This is a genomic window from Embleya sp. NPDC005971, assembly GCF_040629175.1.
In the GTDB taxonomy this organism is placed as follows: Bacteria; Actinomycetota; Actinomycetes; order Streptomycetales; family Streptomycetaceae; genus Embleya.
In genome coordinates this window covers 189,429-203,549 of record NZ_JBEXUX010000005.1, presented here as the reverse complement: position 1 = coordinate 203,549, position 14,121 = coordinate 189,429, and the positions used below count along the sequence as shown (strand labels likewise).

Here is a 14,121-nt window from a genome sequence, read left to right as displayed (position 1 = left end):
CGACATGCTGAAGACCCTCACCGCCCCGGCCATGTGCACCCGCTGTGGCGAGCCGTACATCGCGGCACTCAGCCCGCGCTCGCTCGTCACCGTCCAGACTCCCGCGTTCCGCGCGCCGGAGATCGTCGGCGGCCGGCTGATGACCATCGACGACACCGTCTGCCTGGTCGAGCGGCACGCCCCCTGCACGGGTCCGGGCAACTACCGCTGATCCTCGGCGGCACCTGCCAACACGGCCGCCAGCATCCCCAGCGTCGACCAGTCGACGCGCCCGCAGCGCAGCAGTTCGCCGTACGTCGTGATCTCGACGTGAGTGCGTTCCCCGTCCCCGGCCACACCATGTGGGCCGGGGTCGCTGCGTAGTACGGCCAGTTCCGCCTCGGTCAGTTCGGCCGAGTAGACGTGCGCGTGATGCGCCGTCAGGGTGCCGGCCAGTTGCCGCGAGCCGTGCGCGCGCAACCGCTCGGGCGACAGTGCCAGACCGGTCTCCTGGACCACCTCGGCGCACCCGTCCGCCGCCGTGCGCCCGCTCCCGCCCGGCAGTTCGTGGACGAAGCCGTCCGCGGTACGCGCCGCCGACCGGAACTCGCGCACCAACACCACGGTGCTCGCCGCGAGCGGCTCGGCGCGCCGGTAGAGCACCACCGCGGCCACGTCCGGCCGGCCGAGCACCACCTCGGCGTCCTTGACCCGGCCGGCCTCGGCGGCGATCGCCACCCGCACCCGCGCCGCCCACAACCAGGTGTCCGCGCCGTTGCGCCACACCCACGCGATCCGGCCGCCGAGCAGCGTGTTGCCCGCCGCCCGCTGGGCCGCGTACCAATCCTCGAAGGCCCGGGTCAGCCACACGTTCAGCGGGATGTCCCGCTCGCCGTCCGTGCGCGGCGCGCCGACTCCGAGCCCCTCCAGCACGGTGTCCACCGTCTCGGGCAGCGTGTCGCGAACCGGCACGTCGTGGCCGAGCGCGTAGGCCCGCTGATAACGCACCTGCGGTGCGTCCGGCGGGGTGCCCAGCACCGCGCGACCCGAGTCCTTGAGCCAACCCCACTCGTCGTTGGTGGTCAGCCCGGGCAGATCGCGCAGATCGCGCGGGATCCAGAACAACACCCGGTCGCTGCGGTCCAGGTTGCGCAACTCCCAGTCCCGCTGCACCCGATGCGTGGGCCAGGACCGCCCCACGCCGGGCTCGGGCACGAACACCACCAACCGGCCCGGCCCGCGCCACCGCTCCCGAAGCAGCTTCAGCGCCGCCGGACGCCAGGAGGCCACGTGCGCCGCCCGGGGGGTGGGCCCGGCCAGGAAGACGCTCGCGTCCCATGCCGTCGGGGGCTCGTCGGGCGAGTTCACCACCACGATCTCGGTCATGGCCTCGACAGTAGCGGTCGTCACCGCAGGTGATCGAAGGTCTCGGCGAGCCCCGTGCGGCCGACCCGATCCGCGTCCGAGTGGTGATGTCGCATACCGTTCCCCGCACGCACGCTGCTACGAAAGAATCACATCCATACGGCGCGTACGGGGAGGCGTTTGCGGTGGCTCAGTTGTGGCTTGGCAGCCGATACCGGCTGGACAAGAGGCTGGGCTCGGGAGGCAACGCGACCGTGTGGCGGGCCTGGGACCAGAAGATGCAACGGTTCGTCGCGGTCAAGGTGCTCAAGGAGTCGTTCGGGGCGTCCAACAACAACGTGGACCGATTCGGCCGGGAGGCGATCATCGTCGGCGGGCTGTCCTCGCCGAACATCATCGTCGTGCACGACCAGGGCCGGAAGGCGGTCGTGGAACACCGCACCGCTCCCGGGGCGACCGGGGCGACCGAGTCGGAGCCGGGCGATCACGAACGGCTCGATCCCGCGACCCGGGTGTTCACCCACGAGGCCGAGACGGTGCACCACGACGCGCAGATCACCTCCGCGCTCGGCCCGGGACCGGGCGACCTGCGCCGGACCGACGGCAAGGTCATGTACCTGGCGATGGAGCTGATCACCGGTCGCTCGATGGCCCAGCTCGTCGCGGACGGCGCGTGGTTGCCCCTGGGGCATGTGGTCGGCTGGGGGATCCAACTCTGCGACGGCCTGGACGTGGCGCACGCGGGCGGCGTGCTGCATCGCGACATCAAGCCCGCGAACGTCATGGTGACCTCGCGCGGCGTGGTCAAGGTGCTCGACTTCGGCATAGCGCGCTACATGGAGAAGGTTTCCTCGCGCGCGGGCATCACGATGCCCGGCAGCATGATCGGCACACCCGCCTACATGTCGCCCGAGCAGATCCTCGGCGGTCGCATCGACGGCCGGGCCGACCTGTACAGCGTCGGCTGCGTGCTGCACGAGTTGTTGACCGGTGCGCCGCCGTTCGGCCTGGATCGGCCGCATTCGATGATGACCGCCCACTTGCAGCGGCCGCCCGAGTCGGTCCGCAACACCCGGCTGGAGGTGCCCGAGGACCTGGCCGCGCTCGTGCTCGCGCTGCTCGCCAAACGACCGGAGAACCGCCCGGCGAGTGCGGCCGAGGTGCGCGATCGACTGTTGGAGCTGTCGGTCGTACCACCGCGCAACCTCGCGCCGCAGCCGTGGGGGATACCGGCCTCGGACCCGATCGCGTCGATGGATCCGCAGCCGACCCAGGACCTGCCGGTCCGGCTGGTCTCCGAGACGACCGACTCGCGCCCGGTCCGCGCGAGCGATTCGCTGCAGGTGTTGCGGGCCGAACTCGGGCAGCGCATGCGCGCGTTCGGCGTGGACCACCCGGATACCCTGCTGCTGCGCGAGCAGTTGGCCGCGCGGCTGGGCAAGGACGGGGACCCACTCGCGGCGATCACGCTGCTGCGCGGGGTGATCTCCGACGGCGGGCGGTTGCGCGGCGCGCTGTCCCCGGACACGCTGCGGGCCCGGCGGGCGCTGGCGCACTGGACCGGGGAGGCGGGCCGGCCGGCCGAGGCGGCGCAGTTGTTGAAGAACCTGCTCCAGGACCAGGTCCACGTACTGGGCACCGACCACCTGGAAACCCTGCGGGTGCGCCGCGAACGGGCTCGCCGGGACGGCGAGGCGGGCAACTTCGTCGGCGCGGTGCTGCACCTGCGTGCGCTCGTCCCGGACGTGATCCGGGTGCTGGGCCCCAATCACGAGCTGGTCATCGAGGTCTGGGACGACCTCACCTACTGGGAGCACCGCCTCGACGGCTACGGCTTCCGGGACGAGGCGTGAGGCAACGCGCTTGGCGTCACAGGGTCAGCATGTCCCGCAGTTCGCGCTTGAGTACCTTGCCCACCGCGTTCCGCGGCAGCGCCCGCTCGGTGAATCGCACCAGCGTGGGCACCTTGAACGCGGCGAGCCGGCGCGCCACGTGCCCGCGCAGTTCGGCCGCGGTGACCGCGCCCGCCACGTGCAGCCGGACCACGGCGGCCACCTCCTCGCCCAGATCGTGGTGCGGCACCCCGACCACCGCGACGTCGGCGATGGCCGGATGCTCGAACAGGACCGCCTCGACCTCGGCCGAGTAGACGTTCTCGCCGCCGCGGATGATCACGTCCTTGAGCCGGTCCACCACGTACAACAGGCCCTCGGCGTCGACGTAGCCCAGGTCCCCGGTGCGGAACCACCCGTCCGGGAACGCCTCCTCGCTCTCCCGCGGCCGGTTCCAGTAGCCGCGCACCACCTGCGGGCCGCGGAAGCGGATCTCCCCGGTTTGCCCGGTCGGCAACTCCTGGCCGGTCAGCGGATCGGCCACCCGCAGATCCACCGTGGGCACCGGCCGGCCGACGCTGTCCGGATTGGCGTGGTAGTCGTCGCCCGAATTCGCCACCACCACGCACGTGGTCTCGGTCATCCCGTAGGCGTTCAACGGCACGATGGGGTTGCCGGACATGGCGCCCACCCGCCCGACCAGGTCCGGCGGCACCGGCGAGCCGCCCGTCCCCAGGCTGGTCAGGCTGGACAGGTCGCGCCCGGCCCGCAGCGGTGATTCGACCAGCCGGCGCAGCAGCGTGGGCACCATGTTGGCGGTGGTGATGCGCTCGGTCTCGATCAACTCCAGCGCCGTGGCGGTGTCCCAGTGGTGCAGCAGACACAGCTTGGCGCCCTGCGCGGCACCGATGTACAGCCCGGCCAGTCCGGCGATGTGGAAGAACGGGTAGACCTGCAGATTGCTCGGCGTCGGCAGCCCCGCGCCCGATTCCTCGAACACGGCCGGCCCCTTGGCCAACTCGGCGGTGGGCAGGCCCAGTCGGGCCAGCCCGATGGCCTTCACGAGCTGCATCGTGTGCAGGTTGGTGGTGTGGTTGTGGTGCGTGGCCACCGCGCCCTTGGGCCTCCCGGTGGTGCCGGAGGTGTACAGGATGGTCGCGTCGTCGAACGGCTGCGGCCCCTGCGCCGGCAGCGCGCACTCGCCGGTGAAGGTGCGCAGCAGCGCGGACAGGTCCCGCTCGCCCGCGACCGGCGGCTCCTCGGGACGGACCACCAGCACCTCGGGCGCCGTGCTCGGATCCAGGTGCCCGCGGATCAGCTCGGCCCGTTCGCCGTCGCAGATCAGCACCGTGCTGCCGGAGTCCTCGACGGCGTACCGAAGCTCGTCGGCGGTCCACCACGCGTTGAGCGGCACCGCGACCGCGCCCATCACCTGGGTCGCCCAGAACGCGAGCGGCCATTCGAGGTGGTTGCGCATCGCGATGGCCACCCGGTCGCCGCGCCGCACACCGCACTCGACGGCCAGGAACCGGGCCAGGTGGGCGACCAGTCGATGCTGCTCGGCGTAGTCGATCCGCTCGCCGTCGGCGACCAGCGCGTCCCGGGTCCCGTACGCCGCCAGGTCCTCGAAGACCGCGCGCAGCGTCGGCGGGGCCTTGCTCAGGACCCGCCAGGGGATGCCGTCGTGGACGACCCTCTCGATCGCGTAGGCCGATTCGGGTCCGGTGAGTTCGGCCAGGGCCTGTGTCCGATCCAGCATCCGGTGGGTCCACCTCCTGCACGCTGCGCGCGACTGGTACCGGGGTAGGAGCCCATCAAAGCTAGTGCGGAGATCGCACTGCGGGAACCCTGGCAATCGACATGATCACCCGGCAGGGTGGCCGAACGGGTACCACCGGCACGTGCGCCAACCGGGGAGCTTGCGTGGACTACGAGCAGATCTCGACGTCGGTCGAGGACAACGTGCTGACCGTGACGCTGGACCGGCCGGAGCGGCTGAACGCGTACACCCACCGGATGCGGCAGGAGATCTCGCACGCGTTGGACCGGGCGGACGCGGACGACGAGGTCCGCGTGGTGGTGTTCACCGGAAGCGGGCGGGCCTTTTGCGCGGGAGCGGACTTGGAGCTGGGCGCCGACTCGTTCGACCCGGGCGTACACGCGCGCCGATTCGAGGACGCGGTGGACGACGCGGACGCGTTCCGCGACGACGGCGGGCGACTGGTGTTGCGGATGTACCGCTCGAAGAAGCCGCTGATCGCGGCGATCAACGGTCCGGCGGTGGGCGTGGGCGCGACCATGACGCTGCCGATGGACATCCGGATCGCCTCCTCGGCCGCCCGGTTCGGCTTCGTCTTCGCCCGGCGCGGGATCACCCCCGACGGGTGTTCGACCTGGTTCCTGCCGCGGGTGGTGGGTCTGGATCGGGCCCTCGAATGGTGCTTCACCGGCCGGGTCTTCGACGCGGCGGAGGCGAAGGAGGCCGGCCTGATCCGCGAGGCGGTGCCGCCGGAGGACCTGCTCCCGCGTGCTCGCGAGGTGGCCCGCACGATCGCGGAGAACACCCCGGCGGTGGCCATCGCCCTGACCCGGCGGTTGTTGTGGGGCATGCAGACCGTCCCCGACCCGGAAACCGCCCACCTGCACGAGTCCCGCGCGCTGCACTGGACCGGCGGCTCGGCCGACGTCCGGGAGGGTGTGCAAGCCTTCCTGGAAAAACGCCGGCCCGACTTCCCTCTCCGGGTCGGCACCGACCTCCCGGACCTGCCCGGCCTGCCCTGACCGCGCGCGGTGCACCCGCCGGTCCGGGGCCGCCCGGGGTGTGTTCGGGGGTGTGTCGGGGGCCGCACTCGGATGGCCCTTACAGCTTGTTGTGTTTTGCAACTGTTTCGGGCACTCTTGGCGCACATTCAGGGCGCGTGGCGGTTGAGGAGCAAGGCGATGTCGGAGAGCGTTGAGCGGCGAGTGGTCCGTGAGGTCGGTGCGGCCACCCGGCTGATTCGGCTGTTGATGGCTCCCCCGTTGCAGGCGGCGGGGATCACCCAGGCGGAATACCACCTGCTGGCCCACCTGGAGGAACGCGGCACCTCCACCGGCAAGGAACTCGCCTGCCGGCTGAGCCTGGACAAGACCACCATCAGCCGACAGCTCACCGCGCTCGAGGAGGCCCGGCTGATCACCCGGACCACCGATCCCGGCAACCGCCGGTCGCACCTGATCACCCTCACCGACGCCGGCCACCTGCGGCTGGCCGACGCCCGCCAACGCAGCCTCGCGGTGATGGCGGAACGGTTCGCCTCCTGGCCCGAGGAGGAACTGGGCGCCCTCGCCGACCACCTGGCCCGGTTCAACGACATCCTGCGCGGCGACACGGCCGAACCCGCCGCACCGGGACGGCGGGAACAGCACCAACAACCGCAGCAGTAGTCGGGCCGCCCGGACGGACGGCCCGCCCTGGGCTCTGCCGGTCGGGCGGCGCGGCCCCACCGGACCGGGCCTAGTTGTCCGCCACCCTGGGGTGCACCCGCGGACGGGCCCGGTATACGTCGTAGACGCCCTGGACTCGGCGCAGCGCCCGCAACAGTTTCGGCAGCGTCGCGAGGTCGGCCAGGCGGATCGTGTAGGTCTGGCGTACGCGCATCTGCTGCGGCGGCGCGATCGAGGCCGAGGTGATGTCGGCGCCCTCCGCGTCGATCGCGGCGGTCACGTCGGCGAGCAGCCGGGGGCGGTCCAGGGCCTCGATCTGCACGGTGACCCGGTAGCCCTGGTCGGCCTGGTGCGGCAGCCACGACGCGGCGACCACGTCGCGGCCCGCGCGGCGCATCTGTTGCACGTTGGTGCAGTCGGCCCGGTGGACCGCGACGGTGCCGCCGCGGATCACGAAGCCGGCGAGTTCGTCCGGCGGGACCGGGGTGCAGCAGCGGGCCAGTCGCACCGGCGCTCCGGGCGATCCCGGCACGCTGACCACGGCCTCGCCGGGGTCGGACAGTGGGCGCCTGGTCCGTACCGGGGCCTGCGCGGCGTCGCCGGGGGGCCCGGCCGGGGCCGGGACGGTCGCGGGTGCGCTCTGGGCGGCCTCGCCGGCGGCGGCCAGATTGCCCAGCGGCGGGGCCAGCAGGGGGTCGATCCGACCCTCCAGGCCCTGCGGGTACTTGGCCAGCCAGGCTTCGATCGCGACTCGGGCCAGCGGGCTGCGGACGAACGAGAGCCATTCCTTGGACGGTGCCGCGGCGCCGGGAGGGGCGGTGATGATGGACACCGTCTCGCCGTCCGCCAGGACGGAACTCAGGGCCACCAGGCGGCCGTTGATCTGCGCGCCGATACATCGGTGGCCGGTCTGCTCGTCGATCGCATAGGCCGCGTCCACACACGTGGACCCGGCGGGCAGGGTGAGCGGGCGGCCACCGGGGGTGAACACCAGGAGCTCGCGGTCCGCCGACAGGTCGGCGGTCAGCGAGCTCCAGAAGACGTGCGCGTCCGGGATGCCGCCCTGCCACGCGAGCAGTCGGTGCAGCCACGCGAGCTGCTCGGGGGCGTCCGGCCCGGTGTCCGGTTTGCCGGTGTGCGCGACCACGCCGAACTCGGCCAGGCGATGCATGCGCCGGGTACGGATGAGCACCTCGACCTTGTCGCCCTCGGGCAGCGTGATCGCGGTGTGCAGCGACTGGTAGAGGTTGAACTTGGGGGTGGCGATGTAGTCCTTGAACTCGCCCGCGATCGGCGACCAGCAGGTGTGCAGTACGCCGAGCGCGCCGTAACAGTCGGTGTCCGCGTCCACCACGATCATCAGCCGGGAGAGGTCGAACGGACCCAGTTCCTCGCGCCCGCGCCGCTTTTGTACTCGGCGTACGGATACGTGGTGCCGCGCGCGCGGCGATACCTCCGCCTCGATCCCGGCATCGCGCAGCGCGCGTTTGACGGTCGTGCACAGCTTGGACACGGCCTCGTCGGTGGCCGCCTGGCTCGCGCCGACGGTGCGCGCGGTCGCGGCGTGCTCCTCGGGCCGGAGCGTGGCGAAGACGATGTCCTCCAGCTCCGACTTGAGCACGTGGATGCCCAACCGCTCGGCGAGCGGGATGAACACCTCCTGCGTGGCCTCGGCGGTGCGGATCTGGCTGGCCCGGCGGCGATATCGGATCGTGCGCATGTTGTGCAGCCGGTCGGCCAGCTTGATCACCGTCACCCGCAGGTCCCGGCCGGTGGCCACGATGATCTTGCGCATCGTCTCGGCCTCGGCCCGGTCACCCAGGTCGACCCGCTCCAGCTTGGTCACCCCGTCGACCAGGTGCGTGACGTCGTCGCCGAACGCCGCGCGGACCTCTTCCAGGGTCAGGTCGGTGTCCTCGACGGTGTCGTGCAGCAGCGCCGCGACCAGCGTCGTGCTGTCCGCGCCCAGCTCGGCCAGGATGGTGGCCACCGCGAGCGGGTGGGTGATGTACGGCTCGCCGCTCTTGCGCATTTGCCCGCGATGGGACAACTCCGCGACCGCGTACGCCTCCTGAATGGCCGTCACGTCAGCCTTCGGGTGGTGCACCCGATGCACCTGGAGCAGCGGTTCGACCGCGTCCGGCGTGCGTCGGCGGCTTCCGGTGAGGAAGGTGACCGCGGCCAGACCCAGTCGTTGGATGGGTTGTTGGACAGGCCGGCGGGAGAGTCGTCCGACGCGGTCGGACATGCTCCGGCTCGGAACGTCACCCTCGGCTCGCGGCGCACCCTTGGGCACACCCGCACCGGCCGGCGGGTCGAGTCCCCCGATCGTCATGCGGCACCTCCGGCAGCTACCCCCGGAGTCGCCCCCGGTGATTCATGCTACCGACAACAACACGGACCGTGTCCGCGTGATGTCGCCCGTCACACACGATCACCCGCACGGATCACGGCGCCCGTTTCGGATGATGGTGAAGAGGCCAGCCTAACCCCTCGGGATCTTGTCCGGGTGCGCACCCGCCGGGCTCGGGGGGCGCACCCGGCGCGCGACGGGTGTGCGGGTCGCGATGACCGGGCGTCAGTTCCCGTCGGCGCGCTCCCAGTAGGTGCCGGCGATCATCGCCTCGATCAGGCCGCGGTGCAGCACCGTCTCGTCCAGGTCGGCCGGTTGCTCACGCTCGCCGAAGTGCCATTGACGGTGCGCGATGCGGGCCATCACCACACCGTGCCGCACCGCCGCGTACATCTCGAAGTACCGCATGTCGCGCGGTGCGTAACCGGTGAGCTTCTCGTATTGGGCGCACACGTCCTCGGTGCGCATGAGGTCGGGCAGGCCCGGCATCCCGTAGCGGGTGGCGATGTCCTGGAAGAACGCGTGGATGAAGATCATCCAGGCGATGTCCAGCTCGCGCGGGCCGACGGCGGCCATCTCCCAGTCCAGGACCGCGGTCGGCTCGAAGTCCACGTACAGGATGTTGCCGATCCGTGCGTCGCCCCAGCTGATCACGTCCGGGCCGACCTCGACCGGGAAGTTGTCCTCCAGCCAGGCGAACGCACGGTCCAGGAGCGGGACGCGCTGCCCCTCGATGCCCCACTCGTAGAACGCGCGCAGGTCGTCCAGATGCCGGCGCAGCGCGGTCTCCCCGGCACCGTCGTACTGGAGGAAGGCCAGTTCCTCGGGAGTCACGGCGATTTCGTGGATCGCGGCGACGACGGCGACGGACTCCTCCTGGAGCCGGCGGCGCTGCTCGGGCGTGGCCGCGAGCATCCAGCCGTCGATCGTGTACGGCATCACGTCCGGCGGCGCGGCGCCCTCGGCCCGGCGCATCACGAAGAACGGGGCGCCGAGCGGACCCTCGTCCGGCTCGTTCCACAGCAGCGCGGGCACCGGGATCGAACAACGCTCGCCGACCAGGGTCAGTACCGCGTACTGCTTGTCCAGGTCGTAGGTCGGGAAGACCGGCTTGGCGTCCATCGACGGCCGCATCCGCACCACACAGCGCTCGGTGCGGCGCTCGCCGGCCACGGTCCAGGTCGCGTCGAACAGCAGCGTCTCGCTGGACATGCCGTTGCCGGAGGGGGCCTTGAGCTCGGAGATCTCCGGCGCCGCGCCCTCGGGCAGGCGGCCGGTCAACCAGGCGAGCAGTTGATCGTGCACCGTCGCCAGGTCCCGCGTACTCGTCTGCGGACGGGTGACCTCGTCGGAGTCGGACACGACAACCTCCGGTATCCATGTCGCAAGGTGCGACCGGCGCGGCCGGGCGTCCCTGCCGACGTCCGGTCCCCGCCCTGTTGTCGGCGGCTGCCCTGCCCCGCCACAAAAGTGAAACACGTTCTATCATGTGTGACACGTGTCATCAATGGCCGCGAGAGCGGGCATCGGCCGGGATCCCTCGGACGCGGTGCCGGGTTCGGGCAACGGGTGTTGCAGACTGGACGGATGCCCTCAACCCCCACCACGGTCCGCCGGCGCCCGCGCTGGTGGACCGAGTTGCTGCTGATCGCGGTGCTGTACGAGGCGTACTCGCTCAGTCGGCTCGTGGTCCGCGGCGACGTGGACGCCGCGATGCGCAACGCCGAGCGAATACTGCACGTCGAATCGCTCACCCACCTCGATCCCGAACGGCTGCTCAACCAGGTCGTCACCAACCACGTGTTCATCGGCGTGGTCTGCGACTACGCGTACGCGACGCTGCACTACGTGGTGACCCCGCTGGTGCTGTTCTGGCTGTGGCGGTCCCGACCGGAGCGCTACCGGGGCGCGCGCACCACGCTGGCGATCGCGACCGTGGTCTCGCTGGCGGGCTTCATGCTCTTCCCGACCGCGCCGCCGCGGATGATCGACGGCTTCACCGACACCATGGCGCACTTCGCGTCCTGGGGCTGGTGGGGCGAGGGCGCGAGTGCGCCGCGCGGCATGGAGCACATGACCAACGAGTACGCGGCGATGCCGTCCCTGCACGTCGGCTGGGCCGCGTGGTGCGGGTGGCAGTTGTGGCGGCACGGTCGCGGTCGGGGGCTGCGGGTCCTGGGCGTGCTGTACCCGCTCTTCGTGGTCGTGGTGGTGTTGGGCACCGCGAACCACTACCTCGCGGACGTGGTCGCGGGACTCGCGGTGATGGGGCTGGGCGCGCTCGCGTCGCCGTGGGTCCTGCGCGGCGTGGACCGGGTACGCAACGGGGTGGCGATGCGCCGAGCGGGGTCGGAAAAGTCTGTTCAACCGATCGAGGTCGATCAAAGAAACGCCGCTTGATCACGCCGAATCGCGATCGAAAAACGATTTCGATCAAGATCGGCCGGATACGACTTCCGAACGTCGCTTGCCTCCCAGGCAAGCGGTACCTTCTGGGTGTTCCCGCGCCCGGCAACGGCAAGGATTCCGTCATCGGGCACATGCCGATCGGACAATCCGCCACAACGGCGGACGAACCCGGTCGGGCTCGGCCTGACAGGCCCGGACCCCGCATGGTGGACGGAGGGTACGGCGAACCGGAGACGGGGCCGGCAGGCGACGACAGCGGGGAGCGGTAATGCGAATCAGCGCCGTGGTGTTCGACGTGGGCGAGACCCTGGTCGACGAAACGCGGGAATACGGCACGTGGGCCGACTGGCTCGGAGTGCCCCGACACACGTTCGCGGCCACCTTCGGGGCGGTGATCGCGCAGGGCCTCGACTATCGCGAGGTGTTCCAGCGCTTTCGGCCCGGCTTCGACCTGACCGCGGAACGAGCCGCGCGCACCGCGGCGGGCTTTCCCGAATGGTTCGGCGAGGAAGACCTCTACGCCGACACCCGACCGTGCCTGAAGGCCCTGCGCGACCAGCGCCTGTGGCTCGGCGTGGTCGGCAATCAGACCGTGAACGCGGGCGTCATCCTGCGCGGCCTCGACCTGGGCGTGGACCTGCTCGCGACCTCCGACGACTGGGGCATCAGCAAGCCCGAGCCCGCCTTCTTCGAGCGCCTCGTGGCCGAGTGCCCGTGCCCCGCCGAGGAGATCCTCTACGTCGGCGACCGCCTCGACAACGACGTCCGCCCGGCCCACCTCACCGGCCTCCGCACCGCCCACGTCCGCCGCGGCCCCTGGGGCTACCTCACCGCCGACGACCCCGAACTCCTCGCGGTCACCGACCTACGCCTGGAATCCCTCGGCGAACTCCCCGCCGCAGTAGCCCGCATCAACGGCATCACGGAACCCTGACCGGCCACCCCAACACAAACCGGCCGGGCAACAAACCAACGAGCCCGGCCGGCCCGACAGACTCCACCCCGACCGGCACCTGCGGCCAACCCACTCAACCTCGCCGACGCCCGAGGCCACACAGCCCGGCCGACGCTTGAGGCCACTCAGCCCCGCCGGCGCATGAGGCAAATCAGCCCGGCCGGCGCTTGAGGCCACTCAGCCCCGCCGGCGTTTGAGGCGAACCAGCCCGGCCGGCGCTTGAGGCCACTCAGCCCCGCCGGCGCATGAGGCGAACCCAGCCCGGCCGGCGTTTGAGGCCAAGCAGCCCGGCCGGCGTTTGAGGCCACTCAGCCCCGCCGGCGCATGAGGCGAACCCAGCCCGGCCGGCGCTTGAGGCGAACCAGCCCGGCCGGCGTTTGAGGCCACTCAGCCCCGCCGGCGCATGAGGCGAACCAGCCCGGCTGGCGCTTGAGGCCACTCAGCCCCGCCGGCGCATGAGGCGAACCCAGCCCGGCCGGCGTTTGAGGCCACCCGAGGCGCCGACCATGGTCACGCCGAGCCCTCCTCCGCCCGCGCCCCGCCGCCCGAGTGCAGGCGATCGTCGATCTCCCGGACGAAGGACTCCCGAGCCCACGGCGCCAGCGAAGCCCGCACCGTGCGCATACGATCCACCGCCGTCGCATACCCCTGCACACCGACCAGATCCAACGCCTCCTCCAACAGCCGACAGGCATCCTGCGGCTCGCGCGCCCCGACCGCCGTCGCGGCCAGTTCGGCCAGCGTCATCGCCCGCTGCTTGTGGCTGTCCGCCGGCAATCCGGCGAGTGTGCGTTCCAGACTGGCCCGCGCCTCGGCCGAGCGCCCGGCCGCCACCTCCGCGGCCCCCCGGAAGCCCTCCAGACGGGCCGCGGAGAACCAGTCCAGCCAGGCCGGCGGCCCGTCCGCCGTCCACGACCCGGGCGTCTCCGGCGGCGCGTACGTATCGGCGGCACGATCCAGCAGCGGGAAGGCCGCGTCCGGTGTGCCGAGCCGGACCTCCGCCTCGGCCGCGATCGCGTCCAACCACGCCCGCAGCGTCGGCCCGGCGTCGCCGCTCGTGGTGCGTTCGCGCGCGGCGGCCAGCGTGTCCCGGGCCTCCGCGCCCCGCCCGGTCCAGGCGGGCGCGAACGCCATGTGTCCGAGGACGGCGGCGGCCAACGAGCCGTCCCGGCCCCGGTCCGCCGCGTCCAGCGCGAGGTCCTGCCAGCGCCGCACATGCGGCCCGCGCAGGCTCAGGTCGAAGAAGGCGATCCGCGAAGCGAGCAACGCGGTCTCCGCGATCGCGGAATAGTGCGCCCCCTCCGGCCCCTCGGCCAGCAGCCGGGCACCGTTGCGGGCGTGTTCGGCCACCACCGGAAGCAACCGCCCGGGTTCCTCGATCCAGTAGCGGGACCGGAGCCGGGCGGTGGTGGCGACATAGGCGGTGGGATCGGGGAGAGAGGCCGCCGACCCCGAGGAGGCGTATGCGGCGGAAGCGGAACTCTTGGCGGTGAGGCCGGCGACGGCGGCGCCGGCCAGAAAGGTTCGTCGTTGCACCGCGTCCTCCCATACGCGTCGTGGTGACGGACATGACTGCGTGGACCCGATCACGCGGTACACCGGGCCCGACCGCTCCGTGCTGGATCTCGATCGTGACCCCGTCCCACCTGCGGCGTCATGCCTCTAGCCCGTTAGAGCGGCAAGAGTCCTCAGCGCGTCCTGCAGGAGTCCCACCGCGGGCCTCGTCACACGGTGTGCCGACCTGGTTGCATCTAAGGCAGAAGCGGACGCCCCGAAAGTCGGACGCTTCGGGCTCGTGCAGG

11 protein-coding genes are annotated in these 14,121 nt (G+C 71.6%); 6 read left to right on the top strand and 5 right to left on the bottom strand.

The window, feature by feature from the left end; genetic code table 11:
• Positions 1-4 precede the first annotated feature (4 nt).
• A complete protein-coding gene (locus ABZ374_RS07655; RefSeq protein WP_360307659.1) occupies positions 5-211 on the top strand; it encodes a hypothetical protein in 207 nt (68 codons plus the stop codon).
• Here ABZ374_RS07655 and ABZ374_RS07650 read toward each other — a convergent pair.
• Positions 202-1,365 carry a nucleoside 2-deoxyribosyltransferase domain-containing protein gene (locus ABZ374_RS07650; RefSeq protein ID WP_360307656.1) on the bottom strand — a complete coding sequence of 388 codons (1,164 nt, stop codon included), beginning with the start codon at positions 1,363-1,365 and terminating at the stop codon, positions 202-204. The genes ABZ374_RS07655 and ABZ374_RS07650 overlap by 10 nt on opposite strands.
• 164 nt (positions 1,366-1,529) lie before the next feature.
• Here ABZ374_RS07650 and ABZ374_RS07645 point away from each other — a divergent pair, with 164 nt between their 5' ends.
• A complete protein-coding gene (locus ABZ374_RS07645) occupies positions 1,530-3,197 on the top strand; it encodes a serine/threonine-protein kinase (protein WP_360307653.1) in 1,668 nt (555 codons plus the stop codon).
• 16 nt (positions 3,198-3,213) lie between these two features.
• On the opposite strand, the gene ABZ374_RS07640 is transcribed toward ABZ374_RS07645, so the two are convergent.
• Complete coding sequence (locus ABZ374_RS07640; protein WP_360307650.1) at positions 3,214-4,935, bottom strand: class I adenylate-forming enzyme family protein; 1,722 nt, start codon at positions 4,933-4,935, stop codon at positions 3,214-3,216.
• A 164-nt stretch (positions 4,936-5,099) separates the two neighbouring features.
• Here ABZ374_RS07640 and ABZ374_RS07635 point away from each other — a divergent pair, with 164 nt between their 5' ends.
• Both ABZ374_RS07635 and ABZ374_RS07630 read left to right on the top strand, forming a co-directional pair.
• The gene (locus ABZ374_RS07635) at positions 5,100-5,957 is read left to right on the top strand and encodes an enoyl-CoA hydratase-related protein (protein WP_360307647.1); all 858 of its coding nucleotides are present in this window, start codon (positions 5,100-5,102) and stop codon (positions 5,955-5,957) included.
• Between the two features lie 159 nt (positions 5,958-6,116).
• Positions 6,117-6,602 carry a MarR family transcriptional regulator gene (locus tag ABZ374_RS07630; protein WP_360307644.1) on the top strand — a complete coding sequence of 162 codons (486 nt, stop codon included), beginning with the start codon at positions 6,117-6,119 and terminating at the stop codon, positions 6,600-6,602.
• 70 nt (positions 6,603-6,672) lie between these two features.
• Here the strand turns inward: ABZ374_RS07630 and ABZ374_RS07625 are convergent, their stop codons facing one another.
• Both ABZ374_RS07625 and ABZ374_RS07620 read right to left on the bottom strand, forming a co-directional pair.
• A complete protein-coding gene (locus tag ABZ374_RS07625) occupies positions 6,673-8,937 on the bottom strand; it encodes an HD domain-containing protein (protein ID WP_360307641.1) in 2,265 nt (754 codons plus the stop codon).
• Positions 8,938-9,180: 243 nt separating this feature from the next.
• Complete coding sequence (locus ABZ374_RS07620; protein ID WP_360307638.1) at positions 9,181-10,317, bottom strand: phosphotransferase family protein; 1,137 nt, start codon at positions 10,315-10,317, stop codon at positions 9,181-9,183.
• Between the two features lie 225 nt (positions 10,318-10,542).
• On the opposite strand from ABZ374_RS07620, the gene ABZ374_RS07615 reads away from it, so the two are divergent.
• Together ABZ374_RS07615 and ABZ374_RS07610 are read left to right on the top strand one after the other, a co-directional pair.
• Entirely contained in the window at positions 10,543-11,355 is an 813-nt protein-coding gene (locus ABZ374_RS07615) for a phosphatase PAP2 family protein (RefSeq protein WP_360307635.1), read from the top strand.
• A gap of 277 nt (positions 11,356-11,632) precedes the next feature.
• Positions 11,633-12,298: an HAD family hydrolase gene (locus ABZ374_RS07610; RefSeq protein WP_360307632.1), complete on the top strand. Its 666-nt coding sequence runs from the start codon at positions 11,633-11,635 to the stop codon at positions 12,296-12,298.
• A 531-nt stretch (positions 12,299-12,829) separates the two neighbouring features.
• On the opposite strand, the gene ABZ374_RS07605 is transcribed toward ABZ374_RS07610, so the two are convergent.
• The gene (locus ABZ374_RS07605) at positions 12,830-13,855 is read right to left on the bottom strand and encodes a hypothetical protein (protein ID WP_360307629.1); all 1,026 of its coding nucleotides are present in this window, start codon (positions 13,853-13,855) and stop codon (positions 12,830-12,832) included.
• Positions 13,856-14,121 lie beyond the last annotated feature (266 nt).